Raw genomic sequence first — 24,098 nt, 5'->3', positions numbered from 1 at the left:
ACGAATATGATGCCACCGCCGGATATCGGTTATTTGTCAGTACTGTCTGTATTTTTCGCCATCACAGAAAGATGTTGTTTAAGCAAATCCTCAGGTGGTGGTGGTAACTGGAGATAATAACCTTGCTCGGCTAATGCCTGTTTAACTTTCTCAATATCGGCATTTACCAGTTTTTTCCGCCCATCCAATGGCAGAATCATCGCGAGTTGAGGTTGGCCAAACCCTTTCATCAGCTCCTCTGGAACACGCGAAAAATCGTCTTTTTTTTCGACATATAAATAGGTCTGGTCACGTTTGCTACTTCGATAGATCACACAAAACATAATTTTACTCTGAATAAATGTGGGGGTGACTTGCCTCAATATAATCCAGACTATAACATGCCTGATAGTCTTCGTAATATCATCGCTCGCTGATGATGATAATTAGCTAATTGAGTAAGGCCAGGATGTCAAACACGCCAATCGAGCTTAAAGGTAGCAACTTCACCTTATCCGTGGTTCATCTGCATGAGGCAGAGCCTAAGATTATTCATCAAGCGCTGGAAGACAAAATCGCTCAGGCCCCGGCATTTTTAAAACATGCACCCGTCGTACTCAATGTCAGTGGCCTCGAAGAACGGGTCAACTGGTCAGCAATGCACAAAGCTATCTCAGCAACTGGCTTGCGGATAATTGGCGTCAGCGGTTGCAAAAATGCGAAACTGAAAGCTGAAATAGAAAAGATGGGGCTACCAATCCTGACTGAAGGAAAGGAAAAAGCGCCACGTTCAGCTCCCGTTCCCCAGGCTCCAGCGCAAAATACGATCCCGGACACAAAAACACGTTTAATAGATACTCCTGTACGTTCCGGTCAGCGCATTTATGCTCCACAATGTGATTTGATTGTTACAAGTAATGTAAGTGCAGGAGCAGAATTGATCGCAGATGGTAACATTCATATCTATGGCATGATGCGCGGTCGTGCGCTGGCCGGGGCAAGTGGTGACCGGGAAGCGCAAATATTTTGTACTAACCTGATGGCCGAACTAGTATCTATTGCTGGTGAATACTGGCTGAGTGATAAAATCCCAGTAGAATTTTATGGCAAAGCGGCACGGCTGCAATTAGTCGAAAACGCTTTGACCGTTCAATCGTTAAATTGATCCCTTTTTAACAAGGAATTTTTATGGCACGCATTATTGTTGTTACTTCGGGGAAAGGGGGCGTTGGAAAGACCACCTCCAGCGCGGCCATCGCCACTGGTTTGGCCCAGAAGGGAAAGAAAACTGTCGTGATCGATTTTGATATCGGCTTGCGTAACCTCGACCTGATTATGGGTTGTGAGCGTCGGGTCGTGTACGATTTCGTCAACGTCATTCAGGGCGATGCAACGCTAAATCAGGCGCTAATTAAGGATAAGCGTACTGATAACCTCTACATTCTCCCGGCATCGCAAACTCGCGATAAAGATGCCCTCACCCGCGAAGGGGTGGCCAAAGTTCTTGATGACCTAAAAGCGATGGACTTTGAGTTTATCGTTTGTGACTCACCGGCGGGTATTGAAACCGGTGCATTAATGGCTCTTTATTTCGCTGATGAAGCCATTATTACCACGAACCCGGAAGTCTCATCAGTTCGTGACTCTGACCGTATTTTAGGTATTCTGGCGTCGAAATCACGTCGCGCAGAAAACGGCGAAGAACCCATTAAAGAGCACCTGCTGTTAACGCGCTATAACCCTGGTCGCGTGCACAAAGGAGACATGCTGAGTATGGAAGACGTGCTGGAAATCCTGCGCATCAAACTCGTCGGTGTGATCCCAGAGGATCAATCCGTATTGCGCGCCTCTAACCAGGGTGAACCGGTCATTCTCGACATCAATGCCGATGCGGGTAAAGCCTACGCAGATACCGTAGAACGCCTGTTGGGTGAAGAACGCCCTTTCCGCTTCATTGAAGAAGAGAAGAAAGGCTTCCTCAAACGCTTGTTCGGAGGATAAGTTATGGCATTACTCGATTTCTTTCTCTCACGGAAGAAAAACACGGCCAACATTGCAAAAGAACGACTGCAGATTATTGTTGCTGAACGTCGTCGCAGCGATGCAGAACCACACTATCTGCCGCAGTTGCGTAAAGATATTCTTGATGTCATTTGTAAATACGTACAAATTGATCCCGAGATGGTAACCGTACAACTCGAGCAAAAGGATGGCGATATTTCCATTCTTGAGCTTAACGTGACCTTACCAGAAGCAGAAGAGCTGAAATAAGCTGTATTAGCTCAAACCTGATCTGACAGTTACCGGTTGTTTATACTGGTATCTGTCAGATTGCATTTGGTCTAAATTTTGTTCTCCCCTTCTATTGTCAGCTCAAATCGCCGCTAATTCACACTATTGCCACCAGAGCGAAATTACTTACCCTGCCTTTTTTGAAAAATATTTTTTACATTTAAATCACACAACAATATTGATATTTCAGATCGCATAACCTTTACAATACCATGTTAACACCTGATGACATTTCTTGAAGAAAATATTTCAAATCAATGAGTTAATCCTTATTTAAGATTATTCCCATTCAAGCATAAAACACAATTACTATTATACCATTCGCGCTCATTTTGAATTATCTGAATAATAGCGAGCGTTCTTTAGTTAAGTGAATATTAATTAAAGACGAAATTATTGTGTGTGCAACTTACTTAATACCGGACATCTAAGTTGAAGAAAAAAATACTCGCCTTCGGGCTTATCTCAGCATTGTTCTGCTCCGCACCAGCAATGGCGGATATGAATCGCACCACGAAAGGTGCGCTGTTAGGTGCAGGCGTAGGTTTACTGACTGGCAATGGCGTTAATGGTGTGCTGAAAGGCGCTGCTGTGGGCGCTGGTGTTGGTGCAGTAACTGAAAAAGGTCGTGACGGTAAAAATGCCCGCAAAGGTGCGAAAGTGGGTGCTGCCGTTGGTGCAGTCACTGGCGTGTTGACCGGCAATGGTCTGGAAGGCGCGATTAAAGGTGCTGTAGTTGGCGGCACAGGTGGTGCCATTCTGGGTAAAATGAAATAAGGAATGATGATGAAAAAATTTGCATTACTGGCTGGTCTGTTTGTTTTCGCACCAATGAGCTGGGCGCAGGACTACAATATTAAGAACGGTTTGCCAGCAGAAACCTATATTACTTGTGCTGAAGCCAACGAAATGGCAAAAACTGACAGCGCACAGGTTGCAGAAATTGTGGCTGTAATGGGTAACGCCAGCGTTACGAGCCGTGATTTAAAGATCGAGCAATCTCCGGAACTCAGTGCCAAAGTGGTAGAAAAACTGAACCAAGTTTGTGCTAAAGATCCGCAAATGCTGTTAATTACCGCCATTGATGACACCATGCGTGCCATTGGCAAAAAATAATCATTAATGCAGTACCGCGCCGATTGATTCGGCGCGTTTTTTTAGCAGGCGAAGGAATCAGAACTTATATTTAAATCCCACCATAACTGCGGTGTCATTGTAGCCATTATCACCGAGTTGAACGCCAACATTTCCTCAGACGCTGGCCGCTGGATTCAGATTGCCATTTACGCCAAGTTTAATTTCCCCCAGATTACGCGCACTGCCAGCAACTCATTTAGCCGTTTTCTGACAGTGATAACAGAAGGATTAATGCTGATCCCTATGGCTAACGAGTTTTTCCCTTAACCGATTAACCACATTGATCGCCAACCAAACCAACGCATTTAGCAAATTTATAGTAACAAGCACTTCTCCCAGCCAGGTGCTGGGTTTGGCAAAAAGGATAACCAGGAAAGTGATTAGCATAAATGCAATGGAGAAAATGATATATAAAGTAAAATAATCCAGATTATTACTCTTGTTCATGCTACTGATGGTAATCCTGTCAAAAATTTCAGACAATTATAGCAAACAAAATAATGAACAATAGTAACAAGACGAAACGAGCTAATTAGCTGTCTATAATTACGTCACCTCACGCTCAAGCGATCATTTCTCACTCAACCACCACTTTCACCTTCGGTTTTGAGAGAATAATTTTGACCAGCTCAATATATGTCACCGGTTTATAGAAATAGTATCCCTGTTGGAACGTGATGTTGTTTTGGTTCAGGTAATCGAGCTGCTCCTTCGTCTCAACACCTTCAGCGACAATACTGATAGAAAGTTTGCGCGCCAGATCCAGCACGCAGTCCAGGATCCGGGTGGAATCGGGATCTGCGTTGACCCGCCCGACGAAGCTGTGATCAATCTTAATATAATCAATATGTAGATCATGGAGATAAGAAAGCCCCGAGTATCCAGTACCAAAATCATCCAGTGCGATGACAAAACCATTTTCATGCAAAATGTTTAGTCGCTGGACCAGACTTTCATCAACATGCAAAGGCTCACGCTCAGTGACTTCAAGCACGAGATTCAAATCACGGCGCGTGAAGCTGTCCTTGTATTTCAGGCATTCTTCAACAAATGTCGGCGAAATAATATGCGAGGCGCTGAAATTTATCCCAACGTGAAAACCTTCTGGCAGTTTACTTTCGATCGCATTCATTTGTTTGGCGACCTGGCTCATCAAACTTTGGGTGAGCGGAACTATCAACCCTGATTTTTCAGCAAGAGGAATGAAAGCCGCAGGAGAGATATATCCTCCCCGAGGGTGTTTCCAGCGGGCAAGGACTTCCACGCCGCGTAACGTCCCTTCCAGCCCATTTACCACTGGTTGATAAAAAGGCACAATTTCACCGTTATGTATTGCCCGCCGCAGGATCTCTTCCGGTGTCGCGCTTTTGTTGAAATATTTATCAAGCAGGAAGACAACGGCGCAGGAAATCAACAAAATGAATATCAAAATCCCCAGACCTTTATCGATAAGTCTGCTAAAGCTAAATAGAGGCGGCTGGTTATAAATAATACTGAAATGATATTTTGTGGAACTGACTCGTCCAGAAAAATGATTTTTACCATTGAGAGCTGTCACATCTCCCGACGGGCCAATAATGCTACCGCCAACGAGTAAAGTATATTTCGCCCCCTTCAACGGCACATTGAGCGCGCCACGAATATGTTGATCGCTAATAGTCACCAAAACTCGGGTATCTGCGAACTGATTCTGATAAAGCAAAATGGGCATTTTATTAACAGTATCGATTGCCGGAGCTAGCAGTAAATTGCTTTCAGGAATCACGGGTATACGTGATAGCAGTACGCGGTTCCCCGGCAATGAAGTACACCAGACCGCATCTTGTTTGAGAATGATGATCGTACGCAGATGTGGCTTGAGCGCTGCTTCTGTACCTAGTTGATATTGTTCATCCAGATCACACCCTTTTCTGGCTATTTCCCGTACCGTTTGAATCGCCTGTGACGCTTCCTCAAGTATATAATTGATATTGTTTGCGGCATATCTCGCCCCTGCCAGGCTCTCCGCTTTTGCGGAATACCAGAGCTGGATGTTCAAAATAGAGACGCCGGTAATAAACAGGCAAACCGCAGCGAGGATAGGGATAAGTGTATTGCGCATCTGCGTGTCCCTGACAACAGGTTAATAGAGGGGGTTGACATTCATTCGCTCAATCTGGCGTCTACAGAGAGCATGGTCGAGAGAATCAGAAATATCCACGCATCAGATGAAATTTTGCCCAACATGCCGCAAGTCTTTCAATGATTGATGAAAAACTAATGTTAGCGCTGATCAATAGGTCTTTAAGCAGACAAGAGGCATGGGGTAATAATTCGGGAGCAAAAATATAGGTTGAGCACGTTTCTGTTTAGCTTTAAGCTTCGCCTTTATACATATGTGAATCAATAGGTTGAATGCATTTCTGTACCAACAATTCCAGCTTTTTCAGCGTTTGTATCGCCGTTGAGTCAAGTCCATAACATTTCAATTCTTCTGCCGAGTGAAATCTAACGTTGACCTGACCTCCGGGCAACTGGCGAAGGAGTACCCTGAAAGGTAAATCCAGAGCGAGGTCTGGATGTTCCAACATCAAAGGCGTTCCCTTTTCAGGATTACCAAATACCAGAACAGTCGTTGGCGGCATTACAAGACCTGCATTACTGGCAGCTTTCGCGTGGTCAAACTCGCCAAATAAAACCAGACCATTATTTGATACCGCCTTAAGAAGACGTGTTCTGGTATGCTCGAAGTCAAATGCACTATTGAATTGAATCATAACGTTTTTACCATTAACACAATAATCAATGTGAACGATGAGACAACCGTAATATAAATACAAAATATTATAACCTGAGCTTGCTCATATTTTTGAACATCATAGAAATAACATTTTCTGATGAGTCCCTTTAATCAACCAGAATTAAAACAATCACAATATCCACCATGCTTATAAAATCATCCTATAGTAACAAGATAATGTAGACTCTGATTCCATAAAGCACTCCCTTCCTAAACCCTGTAGCTACAAATTGTAAAGATTAATTTACTCTGTTTATATTTTGACTATCTGGTTATATCTCAGTGGATATGTAAAATTAATAACAGCTGGTGATCATTCAGTAGTTGACTATAGAAAATTCACCAGCCGGTCACAGACACGCATCTTTACAGGGCGTGTCTGCATTTTTTGTTATGATGTATTGTGATGTATATAGTAGTACTGGTGAATTATGAGCAATCTGAATCCATGCCTGGCGTGTGGTGCCTGTTGTGCATTTTTCCGCGTCTCTTTTTACTGGGCCGAAGCAGATGATGCAGGCGGCACTATCCCGGCTCATCTTACTGAGCAAATATCCCCTTACCACCGATGTATGAGCGGTACTAACCAGAAGGATCCACGTTGTGTCGCCCTGGCAGGAACGCCTGGAAAAAACGCATGTTGCACCATATACAAGAATCGCTCATCGACATGTCGAGAATTCGCCATGTCTGGCGAGGATGGGAAGATTAATGAGGCATGTAATCGCGCCCGCGCAAAATATGGGCTACCGCCAATTTAAAAAGCACTTTTCATTTTTAATGGGCGCTATAAAACTGCGTATCCATGATTATATTCTGATGTAACATGCCCATTGCCCGAGTATCAAGAATACAATGCCATATGTTCCTGGTACCGGGCAACGTTTTGGTGAAAACTGACATTTTAAAAATTCAGTTCTTGATGATCATTCTTGATATTTTACGTAACAATCAACAGGCATTACATTCTGATATTTCGACTGTAAACCATTATGTTTTTCGCGCAATTCCCACCCATCGAATGATCCTTTGCCGTTAATCATGAGATAGTTAAAATCAGTAATTTCGATTAGTCTTATTTTTTAGATGAGAGTCTTTTTATATGCTTTTAAACATTCTTTAAGAATAAGAAATCTGCCATAAAGACAGATTTCTTTAATTTATAATTAGAGATTTGCAACGTTATGATATACTTTTTGAACATCGTCGTCATCTTCGAGGGCATCAATAAGTCCTTCAAAGATTTCTAAATCTTCTGGTGAAAGCTCAACTTCTGATTGAGCAATCATTTCTAATTCTGTTGTTGAGAACTCAGTAATTCCAGCTGCTTTTAGAGCTGCAATTCCTTTATGAAGGTCTGTAGGCTCAGTATAAATAACGATGTTTCCTTCTTCTTCGGTCACATCACGGACATCCACTTCAGCTTCAAGCAAAATTTCAAAAATACGGTCAGGGTCAGTTCCTTCAAATACAATCACGCCAGTATTGTCAAACATATAGCTGACAGAACCAGCTGCTCCGATATTCCCGCCTTTTTTATTGAAAATTGTACGAACGTTAGCAATCGTACGGTTAACGTTTGAAGTCAACGTTTCAGCGATAATCATTGAACCACTGGGTCCAAAGCCTTCATAACGTCCTTGTACGAACGTTTCGTCTCCGCCACCTTTGGCTTTATCAATAGCTTTATCAATAACGTGTTTTGGAACTTGCGCCTGCTTCGCGCGTTCAATAACGAACTTTAAAGAAGTGTTTAATTCTGGGTCTGGTTCACCTTGTTTAGCCGCAGCATAGATTTCCACACCGAATTTTGCATATACTTTAGACGTTGCCCCGTCTTTAGCCGTTTTTTTAGCTACGATATTGGCCCATTTACGTCCCACTGGAATAATCTCCTCGAAATTTATTTACATCAATAACAGGTTGATAACCTGCGATTTTCGTCATATTATATCATAACATGAAAAAATTCGTCTATGAGAATTAGAAATAAGATAAATGTATAGCGACAGTTTAATTCTCCATTATTTAAATAATGTTACCAGATTATTTTTCGGATTTAGTTTTAGCTTTTTGCTCTTAATTATTGAAACGCTATAATAACACCCAAGACAAGAATAATGTGATAATCCCGACTAATCATCTGGAAACCGTTTTTAAAACAAATCCATTCTTAATCAACTGATATTTAATGATAAATTTCATTTAATTGTTCTTTTATTAATTGAAATCAGCCCTTTCCCAACCATTTGATATAATTGATATTATCCTTCATTTTAGGAAGTTTTTTTACTATCACTTATATCAAAATAACGTTTCTTTTCACCAACGATTAAGAGGAACTTTTAATGATTACGGTTGAGCTATGAGCGAAAAGCGGACGTTACCGACACCCGCCGATCTTCACTAATGTAGCACTCCAAATGAATATATACCTTAAATCAGGTTCAACTTCGTTACTACATATGAAAAATAATGTGTTGATATATAAATTATTTTTTCTTATGTTAATTCATTCCAACCTGGGCTCAAGCACTCTTTCTTAACAACGAAAGGCCATAAAATGAATATCGAAGCATTTGCTTTTGGCACCACCAACTGGGGTGAAGTCGAAAAAACAGAACATCCCGGGGAAACAGGCATGGCCTACTGGCGCACACAATTTTTTGGTCACAAGCCGAACCAAATCCGTGTGCGAATGGTTGAATATACCCCAGGTTACCTGGCGAATCATTGGTGCAGTAAAGGTCATATCCTTTTATGCATGGAGGGAGAACTCGAAACACTGCTCGCAGATGGCCGCAAATTCACTTTAACTGCGGGGATGAGTTATCAGGTTGGTGATAACGCAGAGCCACATCAGTCCAGAACGGAGACAGGAGCAAAACTCTTTATTGTGGACTAAAGGATTCGTCGTTGTTGCGATTGCGACATCCGATTCTGGCACAGAATTGGAACCTGGCAGTAGAACAACCATCTGACCATCCCCCAACTACCTGGGGGTTTTGATAACTTATTTTGATAACCGTTAGCATCCTGACAAAAATAACGGGAGCGTTACGCTCCCGTTAATGGATTTAATAAATTACCAAATTACATATTCTTGATGATCGCATCACCAAACTCTGAACATTTCAGCAGCTTAGCGCCTTCCATCAGACGTTCGAAGTCATAGGTTACGGTCTTCGCGTTGATTGCGCCTTCCATACCTTTAACAATCAGGTCTGCGGCTTCAGTCCAGCCCATATGGCGCAGCATCATCTCCGCGGAGAGAATAATAGAGCCTGGGTTTACTTTGTCCTGACCGGCATATTTCGGCGCAGTACCGTGGGTGGCTTCAAACAGGGCGCATTCGTCACCGATGTTTGCGCCAGGGGCAATACCGATACCGCCAACCTGCGCTGCCAGGGCGTCAGAAATGTAGTCACCGTTCAGGTTCATACAGGCGATAACATCATATTCAGCCGGACGCAGCAGGATCTGTTGCAGGAATGCATCAGCAATCACGTCTTTAATGACGATCTCTTTGCCGGTATTCGGGTTTTTAACTTTCAGCCACGGGCCGCCGTCAATCAGTTCACCGCCAAACTCTTCACGCGCCAACTGGTAGCCCCAGTCTTTAAACGCGCCTTCGGTGAACTTCATGATGTTGCCTTTGTGCACCAGGGTCACGGAGTCACGATCGTTAGCAATTGCGTATTCGATCGCGGCACGAACCAGACGTTTGGTGCCTTCTTCAGAACATGGCTTAATACCGATACCACAATGTTCCGGGAAGCGAATTTTCTTCACGCCCATCTCTTCACGCAGGAATTTAATCACTTTCTCAGCGTCGGCTGAGTCAGCTTTCCATTCGATACCCGCATAAATATCTTCCGAGTTTTCACGGAAGATAACCATATCGGTCAGTTCAGGGTGTTTAACCGGGCTTGGGGTGCCCTGATAGTAACGTACCGGACGCAGGCAGATGTAGAGATCAAGTTCCTGGCGCAGGGCAACGTTGAGAGAACGAATACCGCCACCAACCGGAGTGGTCAGTGGGCCTTTAATAGCAACGCGATATTCACGAATCAGATCAAGGGTTTCAGCAGGCAGCCAGACATCCTGACCATAAACCTGTGTGGATTTTTCACCGGTGTAAATTTCCATCCAGGAGATTTTACGCTCGCCTTTATAGGCTTTCTCGACTGCAGCGTCGACCACTTTCAGCATGGCTGGGGTTACATCTACACCGATTCCATCACCTTCAATGTAAGGGATAATCGGATTTTCAGGAACGTTGAGTTTGCCGTTTTGCAGGGTGATCTTCTTGCCTTGTGCCGGAACAACTACTTTACTTTCCATTCACCTCTCCTTCGAGCGCTACTGGTTTGCTCGTCTGCCACCACGTTGCATATGCGTTTGCGTCCTGCGATACGGATGCTTTAGAGCAATTTTTTGTTAATGATTTGTAATTGGCTTGTCAATACTACCCTATTGTTTGCCGTCATGAAAGATGCGCGTTATTAGGCTATAATGCGGCAATTCATAATCTCTGAAAATACCATGCAAAAAACTTCTTTTAGAAATCACCAGGTTAAGCGATTCAGCTCGCAACGCACTAACAAACGCAAACCAGAAAACCAGCCCACGCGTGTGATCCTGTTTAATAAACCTTACGATGTCCTGCCACAGTTCACCGATGAAGCTGGGCGCAAAACATTAAAAGAATTCATCCCGGTTCAGGGTGTTTATGCGGCGGGTCGTCTCGACAGAGATAGCGAAGGGTTATTGGTGCTGACCAATAATGGTGCACTACAGGCTCGTTTAACTCAGCCGGGCAAACGCACCGGGAAAATCTATTATGTGCAGGTGGAAGGCATTCCCACACAAGACGCTCTTGAAGCCTTGCGCAATGGCGTAACCTTAAATGATGGCCCTACCCTGCCCGCAGGCGTGGAGTTGGTTGAAGAACCAGAGTGGTTATGGCCACGTAATCCGCCAATTCGTGAACGTAAAAGTATTCCCACCAGCTGGCTGAAGATTACTTTATATGAAGGACGTAATCGCCAGGTGCGCCGCATGACCGCCCATGTCGGTTTCCCTACGCTGCGACTGATTCGTTATGCCATGGGCAATTACACACTGGATAATCTCGCTAACGGCGAATGGCGAGAAGCAACAGAATAAGGATGCACAATGTTTAAACCGCACGTTACCGTCGCCTGCGTGGTACACGCAGAGGGCAAATTTTTAGTTGTTGAAGAGACGATTAACGGTAAAGCGTTATGGAACCAACCGGCGGGACATCTGGAGGCGGATGAGACGCTAGTAGAAGCGGCTGCGCGTGAGCTGTGGGAAGAAACCGGCATCAGCGCGCGACCGCAACACTTCATCCGCATGCATCAGTGGATTGCGCCAGATAAAACGCCGTTTTTGCGTTTCCTGTTTGCCATTGAACTTGAGCAAATATGCCCGACCCAGCCTCATGACAGCGATATCGACTGCTGCCGTTGGGTCAGCGCCGAAGAAATTTTACAGGCGTCAAATCTACGTTCGCCACTGGTGGCGGAAAGTATTCGTTGTTATCAAAGCGGGCAACGCTATCCGCTGGAGATGATTGGCGATTTTAACTGGCCTTTTACAAAGGGTGTCATCTAAAAGGCTGCGTGATAGAATACGCCGCCTTGAAGTTCAATGTCGTGAGTAATCCAATGTCTGAAACCGCAAAAAAAGTGATCGTCGGCATGTCCGGCGGTGTCGATTCCTCCGTTTCTGCCTGGCTGTTGCAACAACAGGGATATCAGGTCGAAGGCCTGTTTATGAAGAACTGGGAAGAAGACGACGGTGAGGAATATTGCACAGCGGCAGCGGATCTGGCTGATGCCCAGGCGGTCTGCGATAAGCTCGGCATTGAACTGCACACCGTCAACTTTGCTGCCGAATACTGGGACAACGTCTTCGAACTGTTCCTTGCCGAATATAAAGCCGGTCGCACGCCGAATCCGGATATTCTGTGCAACAAAGAGATCAAATTTAAAGCCTTCCTCGAATTTGCCGCCGAAGATTTAGGTGCCGATTATATCGCTACCGGTCATTACGTTCGTCGTGCAGATGTCGATGGCAAGAGCCGCCTGCTGCGTGGTCTGGACAGCAATAAAGACCAGAGCTACTTCCTTTATACGCTCAGCCATGAGCAAATTGCGCAAAGCCTGTTCCCGGTCGGCGAACTGGAAAAACCGCAGGTGCGTAAGATTGCTGAAGATCTTGGTCTGGTCACCGCGAAGAAAAAAGACTCTACCGGCATTTGCTTCATTGGCGAACGTAAATTCCGCGAGTTCCTGGGCCGTTATCTCCCGGCGCAACCGGGCAAAATCATTACCGTCGATGGCGATGAAATTGGTGAGCACCAGGGGCTGATGTATCACACCCTCGGTCAGCGTAAAGGTCTGGGTATCGGTGGCACTAAAGAAGGCACCGAAGAACCGTGGTATGTGGTCGATAAAGACGTCGAAAACAACATTCTGATTGTTGCGCAGGGCCATGAACACCCGCGTCTGATGTCTGTCGGTCTGATTGCCCAGCAGCTACACTGGGTCGATCGCGAACCGTTCACCGGCACTATGCGTTGCACGGTAAAAACCCGCTATCGCCAGACCGACATTCCGTGCACCGTCAAGGCGCTGGACGACGATCGCATTGAAGTGATTTTCGATGAGCCAGTTGCCGCCGTGACGCCGGGCCAGTCTGCCGTCTTCTATAACGGTGAAGTGTGCCTCGGTGGCGGTATCATTGAGCAGCGTCTGCCGCTGCCGGTCTGATTATTGTCTTTAATTACAACAAGGAAGCAGTGAACGTGGCAAAGAATTACTATGACATCACCCTCGCCCTGGCCGGTATTTGTCAGTCGGCACGCCTGGTGCAACAACTCGCTCACCAGGGGCATTGTGATGCCGATGCGCTACACGTCTCACTCAACAGTATTATTGATATGAACCCCAGCTCGACGCTGGCGGTTTTTGGCGGCAGTGAAGCCAACCTGCGCGTCGGGCTGGAAACCCTGCTCGGCGTGCTCAATGCCAGCAGTCGTCAGGGCTTAAACGCTGAGCTAACCCGCTACACGCTAAGCCTGATGGTGCTTGAGCGCAAACTTTCCTCAGCGAAAGGTGCGCTCGACACTCTGGGCAACCGGATCAACGGCCTGCAACGCCAACTCGAACACTTCGATTTACAGTCCGAAACGCTGATGAGCGCGATGGCCGCCATCTATGTTGATGTGATAAGCCCGCTTGGCCCGCGCATTCAGGTCACCGGCTCCCCTGCCGTACTGCAAAGCCCACAGGTGCAGGCGAAAGTTCGCGCAACCCTGCTGGCAGGCATTCGCGCCGCCGTGCTCTGGCACCAGGTTGGCGGCGGACGTCTGCAACTGATGTTTTCTCGTAATCGCCTGACCACTCAGGCAAAACAAATTCTTGCTCATTTAACCCCGGAGTTGTGATCTATGGAATTATCCTCACTGACCGCCGTTTCCCCTGTCGATGGACGCTACGGCGATAAAGTCAGCGCGCTGCGCGGGATTTTCAGCGAATACGGTTTGCTGAAATTCCGTGTACAAGTTGAAGTACGTTGGCTGCAAAAACTGGCCGCGCACGCAGCGATCAAGGAAGTTCCTGCTTTTGCTGCCGACGCAATCGGTTACCTTGATGCAATCGTCGCTAATTTCAGTGAAGAAGATGCATCGCGAATCAAAACCATCGAGCGTACCACTAACCACGACGTTAAAGCGGTTGAGTATTTCCTGAAAGAAAAAGTGGCGGAGATCCCGGAACTGCACGCGGTTTCTGAATTCATTCACTTTGCCTGTACTTCGGAAGATATCAATAACCTCTCCCACGCGTTGATGCTGAAAACTGCGCGTGATGAAGTGATCCTGCCATACTGGCGTCAACTGATTGACGGCATTAAAGATCTCGCCGTTCAGTATCGCGATATCCCGCTGCTGTCCCGTACCCACGGTCAGCCAGCCACGCCGTCAACCATCGGTAAAGAGATGGCTAACGTCGCCTACCGTATGGAGCGCCAGTACCGCCAGCTTAACCAGGTGGAGATCCTCGGCAAAATCAACGGCGCGGTCGGTAACTATAACGCCCACATCGCCGCTTACCCGGAAGTTGACTGGCATCAGTTCAGCGAAGAGTTCGTCACCTCGCTGGGTATTCAGTGGAACCCGTACACTACCCAAATCGAACCGCACGACTACATCGCCGAGCTGTTTGATTGCGTTGCGCGCTTTAACACCATTCTGATCGACTTCGACCGTGACGTCTGGGGTTATATCGCCCTTAACCACTTCAAACAAAAAACCATTGCTGGTGAGATTGGTTCTTCCACCATGCCGCATAAAGTTAACCCGATCGACTTCGAAAACTCCGAAGGCAATCTGGGGCTTTCCAACGCGGTATTGCAGCACCTGGCAAGCAAACTGCCGGTTTCCCGCTGGCAGCGTGACCTGACCGACTCCACCGTGCTGCGTAACCTCGGCGTGGGTATCGGTTATGCGCTGATTGCTTACCAGTCCACCCTGAAAGGTGTGAGCAAACTGGAAGTGAACCGTGATCATCTACTGGATGAACTGGATCACAACTGGGAAGTGTTGGCAGAACCGATCCAGACGGTAATGCGCCGTTACGGGATTGAGAAGCCATACGAGAAGCTGAAAGAGCTGACTCGCGGTAAACGCGTTGACGCCGAAGGCATGAAGCAATTTATCGACGGTCTGGCGCTGCCAGAAGAAGAAAAAGCACGCCTGAAAGCGATGACGCCGGCTAACTATATTGGTCGTGCCATCACTATGGTTGATGAGCTGAAATAAGCCTCGTATCAGTGCCGGATGGTGATGCCGTCCGGCCTGTTTATTAAGATAATCCGCTTTTCTATTTACACCTCCCTTCCCCACTGGTTTATTTAATGTTTACCCCCACAACCACATAATCGCGTTACACTATTTTTATAATTAAGACAGGGAGAAATAAAAATGCGCGTACTGGTTGTCGAAGACAATGCGTTGTTACGTCACCATCTTAAAGTTCAGATTCAGGACGCGGGTCATCAGGTCGATGACGCAGAAGATGCCAAAGAAGCCGATTATTATCTCAACGAACATTTACCGGATATTGCGATTGTCGATCTCGGTTTGCCTGACGAAGATGGTTTGTCGCTGATCCGTCGCTGGCGTAGTAATGATGTTTCACTGCCAATTCTTGTATTAACCGCCCGTGAAAGCTGGCAGGACAAAGTTGAAGTATTAAGCGCCGGTGCTGATGATTACGTGACTAAACCCTTTCATATTGAAGAGGTGATGGCACGAATGCAGGCATTAATGCGGCGTAATAGCGGCCTGGCTTCACAGGTTATTTCGCTGCCGCCGTTTCAGGTTGATCTCTCCCGTCGCGAATTATCCATTAGTGACGAAGTCATCAAACTGACCGCATTTGAATACACCATTATGGAAACCTTGATCCGTAACAACGGCAAAGTGGTCAGTAAAGATTCATTGATGCTACAGCTCTACCCGGATGCCGAACTGCGGGAAAGTCATACCATTGATGTTCTGATGGGCAGACTGCGCAAAAAAATTCAGGCGCAATACCCGCACGAGGTGATTACCACTGTTCGCGGCCAGGGTTATCTTTTCGAATTGCGCTGATGAAAAAATTACTGCGTGTTTTTTTCCCGCTCTCGCTGCGGGTACGTTTTCTGTTGGCGACGGCCGCGGTAGTACTAGTGCTTTCACTTTCCTACGGTATGGTTGCCCTGATCGGTTATAGCGTTAGTTTCGATAAAACGACGTTTCGTCTGTTACGCGGCGAGAGCAATTTATTCTATACACTGGCGAAATGGGAAAACAATAAGCTACACGTTGAACTGCCGGAAAATATTGACAAGCAAAGTCCCACGATGTCTCTGATTTATGACGAGAACGGCAAACTATTGTGGGCGCAGCGTGACGTTCCCTGGCTGATGAAAATGATCCAGCCTGACTGGCTGAAATCCAATGGTTTTCACGAAATAGAGGCTGACGTGAACGATACCAGCCTGCTACTGAGTAACGATCTCTCTATTCAGCAGCAGTTGCAGGAAGTTCGGGAAGACGACGACGATGCAGAAATGACCCACTCGGTAGCCGTTAATGTCTATCCGGCAACGGCGCGAATGCCAAAACTCACCATTGTGGTGGTCGATACCATTCCCGTAGAGCTTAAAAGTTCCTATACGGTATGGAGCTGGTTTCTCTATGTACTCCTGGCCAACCTGTTGTTAGTGATCCCGTTACTGTGGATCGCCGCCTGGTGGAGCTTACGCCCTATTGAAGCCCTGGCGCGAGAAGTCCGCGAACTGGAAGAACACCACCGTGAACTGCTCAACCCTACAACAACGAGAGAACTGACCAGCCTGGTGGGTAACCTGAACCGACTTTTAAAAAGCGAGCGTGAGCGTTACGACAAATACCGCACTACGCTCACTGACCTGACTCACAGCCTGAAAACGCCTCTGGCGGTGCTACAAAGTACGCTACGTTCTTTGCGAAGTGAAAAGATGAACGTCAGTGAGGCGGAACCGGTGATGCTGGAACAAATTAGCCGTATCTCGCAACAAATTGGTTACTACCTACACCGAGCCAGTATGCGTGGAGGGACATTACTTAGCCGCGAACTACATCCAGTGGCCCCGTTGTTGGACAATCTCACATCGGCACTGAATAAAGTTTATCAGCGTAAAGGCGTCAATATTTCCCTCGATATCTCGCCAGAAATTAGCTTTGTCGGTGAGCAGAACGATTTTGTTGAGGTAATGGGCAATGTACTGGATAACGCCTGTAAGTATTGCCTCGAGTTTGTCGAAATCTCCGCAAGGCAAACTGACAAACATCTCTACATCGTGGTCGAAGATGATGGACCGGGGATCCCGCAAAGCAAGCGTGAGGTGATTTTCGACCGTGGTCAGCGTGTTGATACCTTACGCCCCGGGCAAGGCGTGGGGCTGGCGGTCGCTCGTGAAATTACTGAACAGTACGACGGAAGAATCATCGCCGGAGAGAGCATGCTCGGCGGTGCGCGAATGGAGGTGATTTTTGGTCGCCAGCATTCCTTGCCAAAAGATGAATAAATATGTCCTTTGTTCACGCATTACAGTACGCATCCGTTATAATCGGTTGCAGATACCCGCCTATGGACGCTTAACATGGAATACCAACTCACCCTTAATTGGCCCGATTTTCTTGAACGCCACTGGCAGAAACGTCCCGTGGTGCTAAAACGCGGCTTTAATAATTTTATTGACCCTATTTCTCCCGACGAGCTGGCGGGCCTGGCGATGGAAAGTGAAGTCGACAGTCGGCTGGTCAGTCATCAGGATGGCAAATGGCAGGTCAGTCACGGGCCATTCGAAAGCTACGACCATCTGGGCGAAACCAACTGGTCATTGCTGGTCCAGGCGGTTGATCACTGGCATGAACCGGCCGCCGCGCTGATGCGTCCGTTCCGTGAATTACCGGACTGGCGCATTGACGATCTGATGATCTCGTTTTCCGTGCCTGGCGGCGGCGTCGGTCCGCATCTCGATCAGTACGATGTATTTATTATTCAGGGTACAGGTCGCCGTCGCTGGCGGGTAGGTGAAAAACTGCACATGAGGCAGCACTGCCCTCACCCGGATCTGTTACAGGTTGATCCGTTTGAAGCGATTATTGATGAAGAGCTGGAGCCAGGCGATATTCTTTATATTCCGCCTGGGTTCCCGCACGAAGGCTACGCGCTGGAAAATGCGATGAACTATTCCGTTGGTTTTCGTGCGCCGAATACGCGGGAACTGATCAGCGGATTTGCCGATTACGTGCTGCAACGTGAGCTGGGCGGTAATTACTACAGCGATCCGGATGTCCCTCCTCGCGATCATCCGGCAGACGTTCTGCCGCAGGAGATGGATAAACTGCGTGAGATGATGCTTGAGTTGATCAACCAGCCAGAACACTTTAAGCAGTGGTTTGGCGAGTTTATTTCGCAGTCGCGTCATGAACTGGATATCGCTCCGCCAGAGCCACCGTATCAACCGGATGAAATCTACGACGCGCTGAAACAAGGTGATGTACTGGTGCGTCTGGGTGGTCTGCGCGTCTTGCGCATTGGCGACGATGTTTATGCTAATGGTGAGAAAATTGATTCCCCGCACCGTCCGGCGCTGGAGGCACTCGCCAGCAACATTGCACTGACCGCCGAGAATTTTGGCGACGCACTGGAAGATCCGTCATTCCTCGCGATGCTCGCGGCGCTGGTCAATAGCGGGTATTGGTTCTTCGAAGGGTAAATTTGAATTGAAGCCGGATGCGGCATCATATGCCGCATCCAATTTCGCTTACTTCCGTTTCGCCGTTAACTCGGCAATACGCACAATCACTTGCACCGCTTTTTCCATTCCTTCCAGAGTGACAAACTCATGTTTACCATGATAGTTATAACCGCCGGTAAACAGATTTGGACACGGTAATCCCATAAACGACAACTGCGCACCGTCAGTACCACCACGGATCGGTTTCAGGTCTGGTTCAATATCGCAATCGCGCATCGCCTGCTGGGCAATATCAAGAATATGCGGATGCTCAACGACTTTCTCGCGCATGTTGTAGTAACTGTCTTCAATCACCAGTTCAATGTAGCAATCCGGGTGTAACCCTTTGCCCACTTTCTTGGCAATTTCCATCATTTTACGTTTACGCGCTTCAAACTGTTTACGGTCGAAATCACGGATGATGTAGTGCATATCGGCGCGCTCAACAGTGCCTTTCATGCTTGTCAGGTGATAGAAGCCTTCATAACCTTCCGTAGCTTCCGGGCTTTCATCTGCCGGTACTTCCGCATGAATGCGTGCCGCCAGCGACAGCGCATTCACCATCACACCTTTTGCCGTACCTGGGTGAACATTGTTGCCGACGATTTTGATATTCACCGAAGCAGCGTTGAAGTTTTCAAACTCCAGTTCACCTACGCCACCACCATCTACGGTGTAAGCCCAGCGGGCATCAAAGGCTTCAACATCAAAATGTTTCGCCCCTTTGCCCACTTCTTCATCTGGCGTAAAGGCAACACGAATATCGCCATGCGGAATATTTTTCTGCTGCAATACCGCCAGCGCGGTCATGATTTCTGCAATACCTGCTTTGTCGTCAGCACCCAACAATGTTTTACCGTCAGTGGTGATCAGCGTATGTCCCAGCAGTTGATGCAGTACCGGGAACATGACCGGTGACAGGACTTCGTCGCCGACGCCCAACGCAATGTCGCCGCCACGATAGTTTTCAACAATCTGCGGATTCACATTTTTACCGCTGCAATCCGGTGAGGTATCCACATGAGAAATAAAGCCAATCGCCGGAATATCGCCAGGAACGTTAGCCGGTAGCGTCGCCATCAACGTTCCTTTCTCACTTAAGGTCACATTGATAAGACCCATTTCTTCCAGCTGATCTTTCAGCAGATGCAATAATTTCCACTGGCCTTCCGTGCTGGGAACTTGTCTCACCCCCGCTTTTGATTGGGTATCGAGAGACACGTAGTTCAAAAAACGCTCAAGTAGTTTATCCATGTAGTCACCCTCACTTTTCGTGACAACATTATTAAGAAGCAGGAAAAGACAAATATTGCGTCAGGTCACTTTTACCCCCGCAATCGGGAATATTTATCAACATTACCTTAATGAATATAAAGCTAAGCCAGTAATTCACAACAAGGATTGGCGATCCAAGTAGTTTGCCGTAGAATTACGGCCCTCTTTAAGAGTCACCAAGGTGGTTAACCACAAACCCCGCTTCGGTAAGCCATCCGTTGCGTTTACATGGGACAGAGTAAAAAATTGAATAAACAACCGAGTTCGCTTTCACCGCTGGTGCAATTGGCGGGAATTCGCAAATGCTTTGATGGTAAAGAGGTCATTCCCCAGCTGGATCTGACTATCAACAATGGCGAGTTCCTCACGCTGCTTGGCCCTTCTGGCTGCGGTAAAACAACCGTTCTTCGCCTGATTGCGGGTCTGGAAACTGTTGATTCTGGACGCATCATGCTGGATAACGAGGACATCACCCACGTTCCGGCGGAAAACCGCTATGTGAACACCGTTTTCCAAAGCTACGCGCTATTCCCCCACATGACCGTATTCGAAAATGTGGCCTTTGGTTTGCGTATGCAAAAAACCCCTGCTGCTGAAATTACGCCTCGCGTGATGGAAGCTTTGCGGATGGTGCAACTGGAAAGCTTCGCTCAACGCAAACCGCATCAACTCTCAGGCGGTCAACAGCAACGCGTCGCCATTGCCCGCGCGGTGGTTAACAAGCCTCGCCTGCTGCTGCTTGATGAGTCGCTCTCTGCGCTGGATTACAAACTGCGCAAGCAAATGCAGAACGAGCTGAAAGCGTTACAGCGTAAGCTTGGCATTACCTTCGTCTTTGTCACTCACGATCAGGAAGAAGCACTCACCATGTCAGACAGGATTGTGGTGATGCGCGAGGGTCGTATTGAGCAAGATGGTACACCGCGCGAAATTTACGAAGAGCCGAAGAATTTATTTGTTGCCGGATTCATTGGCGAAATCAATATGTTCAACGCTACTGTCATCGAACGTCTCGACGAGCAGCGCGTGCGGGCTAACGTTGAAGGTCGCGAGTGTAATATCTACGTTAACTTCGCCGTTGAACCGGGGCAAAAACTGCATGTTCTGCTGCGCCCGGAAGACTTACGTGTTGAAGAGATTAACGACGACAACCATGCTGAAGGGCTGATTGGATACGTTCGTGAGCGTAACTACAAAGGCATGACGCTGGAGTCGGTTGTTGAACTGGAAAATGGCAAGATGGTGATGGTCAGCGAATTCTTCAATGAAGACGATCCTGACTTTGACCACTCTCTCGACCAAAAAATGGCCATTAATTGGGTAGAAAGCTGGGAGGTCGTACTGGCTGATGAAGAACACAAGTAAGTTCCAGAATGTAGTGATTGTCACTATTGTCGGTTGGCTTGTGTTGTTTGTCTTTATGCCCAACCTGATGATCATTGGCACCAGCTTTTTGACCCGCGACGACGCCAGTTTCGTCAAAATGGTCTTTACGCTGGAAAACTACGCACGTCTGCTCGATCCGCTCTATTTTGAAGTGCTATTGCACTCGCTGAATATGGCGCTGATCGCCACCCTCGCCTGCCTGGTTCTGGGCTATCCGTTTGCCTGGTTTCTGGCGAAGCTGCCGCACAAGGTGCGTCCGCTGCTGCTGTTTCTGCTGATTGTTCCCTTCTGGACCAACTCACTGATTCGCATCTACGGGCTGAAAATTTTCCTCAGCACCAAAGGCTATCTCAACGAGTTTTTGCTCTGGCTGGGCGTTATCGACACACCAATTCGTATCATGTTCACGCCCAGTGCGGTGATTATCGGTCTGGTTTACATTCTGCTGCCGTTTATGGTGATGCCGCTGTACTCCAGTATCGAAAAACTGGATAAGCCGTTGCTGGAGGCGGCGCGCGATCTCGGTGCCAGCAAGTTACAGACTTTTATCCGCATCATTATTCCACTGACGATGCCGGGAATTATTGCCGGATGTCTGCTGGTGATGCTGCCAGCGATGGGCCTGTTCTATGTGTCCGACCTGATGGGCGGTGCGAAAAACCTGCTGATCGGTAACGTCATCAAGGTCCAGTTCCTTAATATTCGTGACTGGCCGTTTGGTGCAGCCACCAGCATTACGCTGACTATCGTAATGGGCCTGATGTTGCTGGTTTACTGGCGCGCTTCTCGTTTGCTGAATAAGAAGGTGGAACTCGAATGATCGGTCGACTGCTTCGCGGCGGTTTTATGACCGCTATCTACGCGTACCTGTATATCCCAATCATTATTTTGATTGTGAACTCCTTCAACAGCTCGCGCTTTGGCATCAACTGGCAGGGTTTTACCACCAAATGGTATAGCCTGCTGATGAACAACGACAGTCTGTTACAGGCAGCGCAGCATTCACTGACGATGGCGGTGTTTTCGGCGACGTTTGCCACGCTTATCGGTTCACTGACGGCCGTTGCGCTGTACCGCTATCGCTTTCGCGGTAAGTCGTTCGTTAGCGGAATGCTGTTTGTGGTGATGATGTCGCCAGATATCGTGATGGCGATTTCTCTGCTGGTGCTGTTTATGCTGCTGGGTATTCAGCTTGGCTTCTGGTCGCTGCTGTTCTCGCATATCACCTTCTGCCTACCGTTTGTGGTGGTGACGGTGTATTCGCGCCTGAAAGGTTTTGACGTGCGAATGCTGGAAGCGGCGAAAGATCTCGGTGCCAGTGAATTTACCATTCTGCGAAAAATCATCCTGCCACTGGCAATGCCAGCGGTGGCGGCGGGCTGGGTGTTAAGCTTTACCCTGTCGATGGACGATGTGGTGGTTTCTTCGTTCGTCACCGGACCAAGCTATGAAATTCTGCCGTTAAAAATTTATTCGATGGTCAAAGTCGGCGTATCGCCGGAAGTTAACGCGCTGGCAACCATATTACTGGTGCTGTCGCTGGTGATGGTTATTGCCAGCCAGCTTATTGCTCGTGATAAAACGAAAGGTAACACAGGGGACGTTAAATGAAAAAATGGTCACGCCACCTGCTCGCGGCGGGTGCTCTGGCACTGGGCATGAGCGCCGCTCACGCTGATGACAACAACACACTGTATTTCTACAACTGGACCGAGTACGTGCCGCCTGGACTGCTTGAACAGTTCACCAAAGAAACCGGTATTAAGGTTATCTATTCGACTTACGAGTCGAACGAAACCATGTACGCCAAGCTGAAAACGTACAAAGACGGTGCCTATGACCTGGTGGTTCCTTCAACCTATTACGTTGATAAAATGCGTAAAGAAGGGATGATCCAGAAGATCGACAAGTCGAAGTTAACAAACTTTGGCAACCTCGATCCTGAAATGCTCAACAAGCCGTTTGATCCGAATAACGACTACTCCATTCCGTATATCTGGGGTGCGACGGCGATTGGCGTTAACGGTGATGCGGTGGATCCGAAATCTGTCACCAGCTGGGCCGATCTGTGGAAGCCTGAGTACAAAGGCAGCCTGCTGCTGACCGACGATGCCCGTGAAGTGTTCCAGATGGCGCTGCGTAAGCTGGGCTACTCCGGTAACACCACCGATCCGAAAGAGATTGAAGCTGCGTATAACGAGCTGAAAAAACTGATGCCAAACGTCGCGGCGTTTAACTCCGATAACCCGGCAAACCCGTACATGGAAGGCGAAGTTAACCTCGGCATGATCTGGAACGGCTCTGCTTTCGTTGCTCGCCAGGCGGGTACGCCTATTGACGTGGTGTGGCCGAAAGAAGGCGGCATTTTCTGGATGGACAGCCTGGCGATTCCGGCAAATGCCAAAAACAAAGAAGGCGCGCTGAAACTGATCAACTTCCTGCTGCGCCCGGATGTGGCAAAACAGGTTGCCGAAACTATCGGTTATCCAACGCCAAACCTCGCCGCGCGCAAACTGTTAAGCCCGGAAATAGCAAACGACAAGACGCTCTACCCGGATGCTGAAACCATTAAAAATGGCGAATGGCAGAGTGACGTTGGCCCAGCCAGTAGCATTTATGAAGAGTATTATCAGAAGCTGAAAGCAGGACGTTAATTCAGCAAGCGGGCGGTGGTATTACCGCCCGTTTTTTATTTAGCAAGGAAGTAACTAATGAGTCAGGAATAATGTATCGCTGCTATAGACGAGTTAAAGGAAAAGAGGCCGGAAAAGTGCGCGTGTATTATGCCAAATGCGGCGAGAACGCCTTATCCGGCCTACAAACCCCACAAATTCAATTAATTGTGGTCCGCTCGTAGGCCTGATAAGCGTAGCGCATCAGCCAATTA

At 47.5% G+C, this 24,098-nt stretch carries 26 protein-coding genes and 1 pseudogene; 19 read left to right on the top strand and 8 right to left on the bottom strand.

Annotation, left to right across the window (positions count from 1 at the left end; translation table 11 throughout):
• Nucleotides 1-29: 29 nt before the first annotated feature.
• Complete coding sequence (locus FEK43_RS02555) at nucleotides 30-323, bottom strand: YcgL domain-containing protein (RefSeq protein WP_130205736.1); 294 nt, start codon at nucleotides 321-323, stop codon at nucleotides 30-32.
• 125 nt (nucleotides 324-448) lie between these two features.
• On the opposite strand from FEK43_RS02555, the gene minC reads away from it, so the two are divergent.
• The 5 genes from minC (at nucleotide 449) to FEK43_RS02530 (ending at nucleotide 3,387) form a co-directional block, all read left to right on the top strand.
• Nucleotides 449-1,144, top strand: coding sequence for a septum site-determining protein MinC (gene minC / locus FEK43_RS02550; protein WP_130205612.1), 696 nt, complete (start codon nucleotides 449-451; stop codon nucleotides 1,142-1,144).
• A gap of 23 nt (nucleotides 1,145-1,167) precedes the next feature.
• Nucleotides 1,168-1,980, top strand: a complete 813-nt coding sequence (gene minD / locus FEK43_RS02545) for a septum site-determining protein MinD (protein WP_000101043.1) — start codon at nucleotides 1,168-1,170, stop codon at nucleotides 1,978-1,980.
• A gap of 3 nt (nucleotides 1,981-1,983) precedes the next feature.
• The gene (minE, locus tag FEK43_RS02540) at nucleotides 1,984-2,250 is read left to right on the top strand and encodes a cell division topological specificity factor MinE (protein ID WP_001185664.1); all 267 of its coding nucleotides are present in this window, start codon (nucleotides 1,984-1,986) and stop codon (nucleotides 2,248-2,250) included.
• A gap of 453 nt (nucleotides 2,251-2,703) precedes the next feature.
• A complete protein-coding gene (locus FEK43_RS02535; protein ID WP_130205610.1) occupies nucleotides 2,704-3,048 on the top strand; it encodes a YMGG-like glycine zipper-containing protein in 345 nt (114 codons plus the stop codon).
• Between the two features lie 3 nt (nucleotides 3,049-3,051).
• The gene (locus FEK43_RS02530; protein ID WP_074399524.1) at nucleotides 3,052-3,387 is read left to right on the top strand and encodes a YmgD family protein; all 336 of its coding nucleotides are present in this window, start codon (nucleotides 3,052-3,054) and stop codon (nucleotides 3,385-3,387) included.
• Nucleotides 3,388-3,444: 57 nt separating this feature from the next.
• Here the strand turns inward: FEK43_RS02530 and FEK43_RS02525 are convergent.
• The 4 genes and pseudogenes from FEK43_RS02525 to FEK43_RS02510 form a co-directional block, all read right to left on the bottom strand.
• Nucleotides 3,445-3,588, bottom strand: a pseudogene (locus FEK43_RS02525) (autotransporter outer membrane beta-barrel domain-containing protein); the annotation flags it as partial.
• Between the two features lie 48 nt (nucleotides 3,589-3,636).
• Nucleotides 3,637-3,855 carry a cell division-associated protein YmgF gene (gene ymgF / locus FEK43_RS02520; protein ID WP_130205608.1) on the bottom strand — a complete coding sequence of 73 codons (219 nt, stop codon included), beginning with the start codon at nucleotides 3,853-3,855 and terminating at the stop codon, nucleotides 3,637-3,639.
• 130 nt (nucleotides 3,856-3,985) lie between these two features.
• Nucleotides 3,986-5,509 (bottom strand): cyclic diguanylate phosphodiesterase, encoded by a 1,524-nt coding sequence (locus FEK43_RS02515; RefSeq protein ID WP_130205605.1) that lies wholly within the window; start codon nucleotides 5,507-5,509, stop codon nucleotides 3,986-3,988.
• 253 nt (nucleotides 5,510-5,762) lie between these two features.
• Nucleotides 5,763-6,164: a DUF302 domain-containing protein gene (locus FEK43_RS02510; RefSeq protein WP_135406422.1), complete on the bottom strand. Its 402-nt coding sequence runs from the start codon at nucleotides 6,162-6,164 to the stop codon at nucleotides 5,763-5,765.
• Between the two features lie 454 nt (nucleotides 6,165-6,618).
• Here FEK43_RS02510 and FEK43_RS02505 point away from each other — a divergent pair, with 454 nt between their 5' ends.
• The gene (locus tag FEK43_RS02505; protein ID WP_130205601.1) at nucleotides 6,619-6,948 is read left to right on the top strand and encodes a YkgJ family cysteine cluster protein; all 330 of its coding nucleotides are present in this window, start codon (nucleotides 6,619-6,621) and stop codon (nucleotides 6,946-6,948) included.
• A 405-nt stretch (nucleotides 6,949-7,353) separates the two neighbouring features.
• Here the strand turns inward: FEK43_RS02505 and FEK43_RS02500 are convergent, their stop codons facing one another.
• On the bottom strand, nucleotides 7,354-8,070 hold the full coding sequence (locus tag FEK43_RS02500) for a YebC/PmpR family DNA-binding transcriptional regulator (RefSeq protein ID WP_130259685.1): 717 nt from the start codon (nucleotides 8,068-8,070) through the stop codon (nucleotides 7,354-7,356).
• A gap of 680 nt (nucleotides 8,071-8,750) precedes the next feature.
• On the opposite strand from FEK43_RS02500, the gene FEK43_RS02495 reads away from it, so the two are divergent.
• Nucleotides 8,751-9,092 carry a DHCW motif cupin fold protein gene (locus FEK43_RS02495; protein ID WP_135406420.1) on the top strand — a complete coding sequence of 114 codons (342 nt, stop codon included), beginning with the start codon at nucleotides 8,751-8,753 and terminating at the stop codon, nucleotides 9,090-9,092.
• Between the two features lie 188 nt (nucleotides 9,093-9,280).
• Here the strand turns inward: FEK43_RS02495 and icd are convergent, their stop codons facing one another.
• Complete coding sequence (gene icd, locus FEK43_RS02490; protein ID WP_000444487.1) at nucleotides 9,281-10,531, bottom strand: NADP-dependent isocitrate dehydrogenase; 1,251 nt, start codon at nucleotides 10,529-10,531, stop codon at nucleotides 9,281-9,283.
• Between the two features lie 171 nt (nucleotides 10,532-10,702).
• Between icd and rluE the strand changes: the two genes are divergently transcribed.
• From rluE to roxA, 8 genes are all read left to right on the top strand, one after another.
• Nucleotides 10,703-11,356, top strand: a complete 654-nt coding sequence (rluE, locus tag FEK43_RS02485; protein ID WP_130205595.1) for a 23S rRNA pseudouridine(2457) synthase RluE — start codon at nucleotides 10,703-10,705, stop codon at nucleotides 11,354-11,356.
• Nucleotides 11,357-11,365: 9 nt separating this feature from the next.
• Entirely contained in the window at nucleotides 11,366-11,827 is a 462-nt protein-coding gene (nudJ, locus tag FEK43_RS02480; protein ID WP_022296361.1) for a phosphatase NudJ, read from the top strand.
• Between the two features lie 53 nt (nucleotides 11,828-11,880).
• Nucleotides 11,881-12,987 carry a tRNA 2-thiouridine(34) synthase MnmA gene (gene mnmA, locus FEK43_RS02475; RefSeq protein ID WP_001353282.1) on the top strand — a complete coding sequence of 369 codons (1,107 nt, stop codon included), beginning with the start codon at nucleotides 11,881-11,883 and terminating at the stop codon, nucleotides 12,985-12,987.
• 35 nt (nucleotides 12,988-13,022) lie between these two features.
• Nucleotides 13,023-13,664, top strand: coding sequence for a high frequency lysogenization protein HflD (gene hflD / locus FEK43_RS02470; RefSeq protein ID WP_001297479.1), 642 nt, complete (start codon nucleotides 13,023-13,025; stop codon nucleotides 13,662-13,664).
• Nucleotides 13,665-13,667: 3 nt separating this feature from the next.
• The gene (gene purB, locus FEK43_RS02465; RefSeq protein WP_131162237.1) at nucleotides 13,668-15,038 is read left to right on the top strand and encodes an adenylosuccinate lyase; all 1,371 of its coding nucleotides are present in this window, start codon (nucleotides 13,668-13,670) and stop codon (nucleotides 15,036-15,038) included.
• Nucleotides 15,039-15,200: 162 nt separating this feature from the next.
• A complete protein-coding gene (phoP, locus tag FEK43_RS02460) occupies nucleotides 15,201-15,872 on the top strand; it encodes a two-component system response regulator PhoP (protein WP_130205589.1) in 672 nt (223 codons plus the stop codon).
• Nucleotides 15,872-17,332: a two-component system sensor histidine kinase PhoQ gene (gene phoQ, locus FEK43_RS02455; RefSeq protein WP_135406417.1), complete on the top strand. Its 1,461-nt coding sequence runs from the start codon at nucleotides 15,872-15,874 to the stop codon at nucleotides 17,330-17,332. The genes phoP and phoQ overlap by 1 nt, the downstream gene beginning before the upstream one ends.
• A 75-nt stretch (nucleotides 17,333-17,407) precedes the next feature.
• Nucleotides 17,408-18,529, top strand: a complete 1,122-nt coding sequence (gene roxA, locus FEK43_RS02450) for a [50S ribosomal protein L16]-arginine 3-hydroxylase (RefSeq protein WP_130205585.1) — start codon at nucleotides 17,408-17,410, stop codon at nucleotides 18,527-18,529.
• A gap of 48 nt (nucleotides 18,530-18,577) precedes the next feature.
• Here the strand turns inward: roxA and pepT are convergent, their stop codons facing one another.
• Nucleotides 18,578-19,804 carry a peptidase T gene (gene pepT, locus FEK43_RS02445; RefSeq protein WP_135491158.1) on the bottom strand — a complete coding sequence of 409 codons (1,227 nt, stop codon included), beginning with the start codon at nucleotides 19,802-19,804 and terminating at the stop codon, nucleotides 18,578-18,580.
• Nucleotides 19,805-20,053: 249 nt separating this feature from the next.
• Between pepT and potA the strand changes: the two genes are divergently transcribed.
• The 4 genes from potA to potD are packed head-to-tail and all read left to right on the top strand — an operon-like array spanning nucleotide 20,054 to nucleotide 23,865.
• The gene (gene potA, locus FEK43_RS02440; protein ID WP_130205581.1) at nucleotides 20,054-21,190 is read left to right on the top strand and encodes a spermidine/putrescine ABC transporter ATP-binding protein PotA; all 1,137 of its coding nucleotides are present in this window, start codon (nucleotides 20,054-20,056) and stop codon (nucleotides 21,188-21,190) included.
• Nucleotides 21,174-22,031, top strand: coding sequence for a spermidine/putrescine ABC transporter permease PotB (potB, locus tag FEK43_RS02435; RefSeq protein ID WP_135406415.1), 858 nt, complete (start codon nucleotides 21,174-21,176; stop codon nucleotides 22,029-22,031). The genes potA and potB overlap by 17 nt, the downstream gene beginning before the upstream one ends.
• A complete protein-coding gene (potC, locus tag FEK43_RS02430) occupies nucleotides 22,028-22,822 on the top strand; it encodes a spermidine/putrescine ABC transporter permease PotC (protein WP_135406413.1) in 795 nt (264 codons plus the stop codon). The genes potB and potC overlap by 4 nt, the downstream gene beginning before the upstream one ends.
• On the top strand, nucleotides 22,819-23,865 hold the full coding sequence (gene potD, locus FEK43_RS02425) for a spermidine/putrescine ABC transporter substrate-binding protein PotD (RefSeq protein WP_130205579.1): 1,047 nt from the start codon (nucleotides 22,819-22,821) through the stop codon (nucleotides 23,863-23,865). Before potC ends, potD begins: the two co-directional genes overlap by 4 nt.
• Nucleotides 23,866-24,098: the final 233 nt, after the last annotated feature.

The sequence above is a fragment of the Escherichia sp. E2562 genome (assembly GCF_005781075.1).
Classification (GTDB): Bacteria; Pseudomonadota; Gammaproteobacteria; order Enterobacterales; family Enterobacteriaceae; genus Escherichia.
This window is presented reverse-complemented; position numbering and strand designations above follow the sequence as displayed.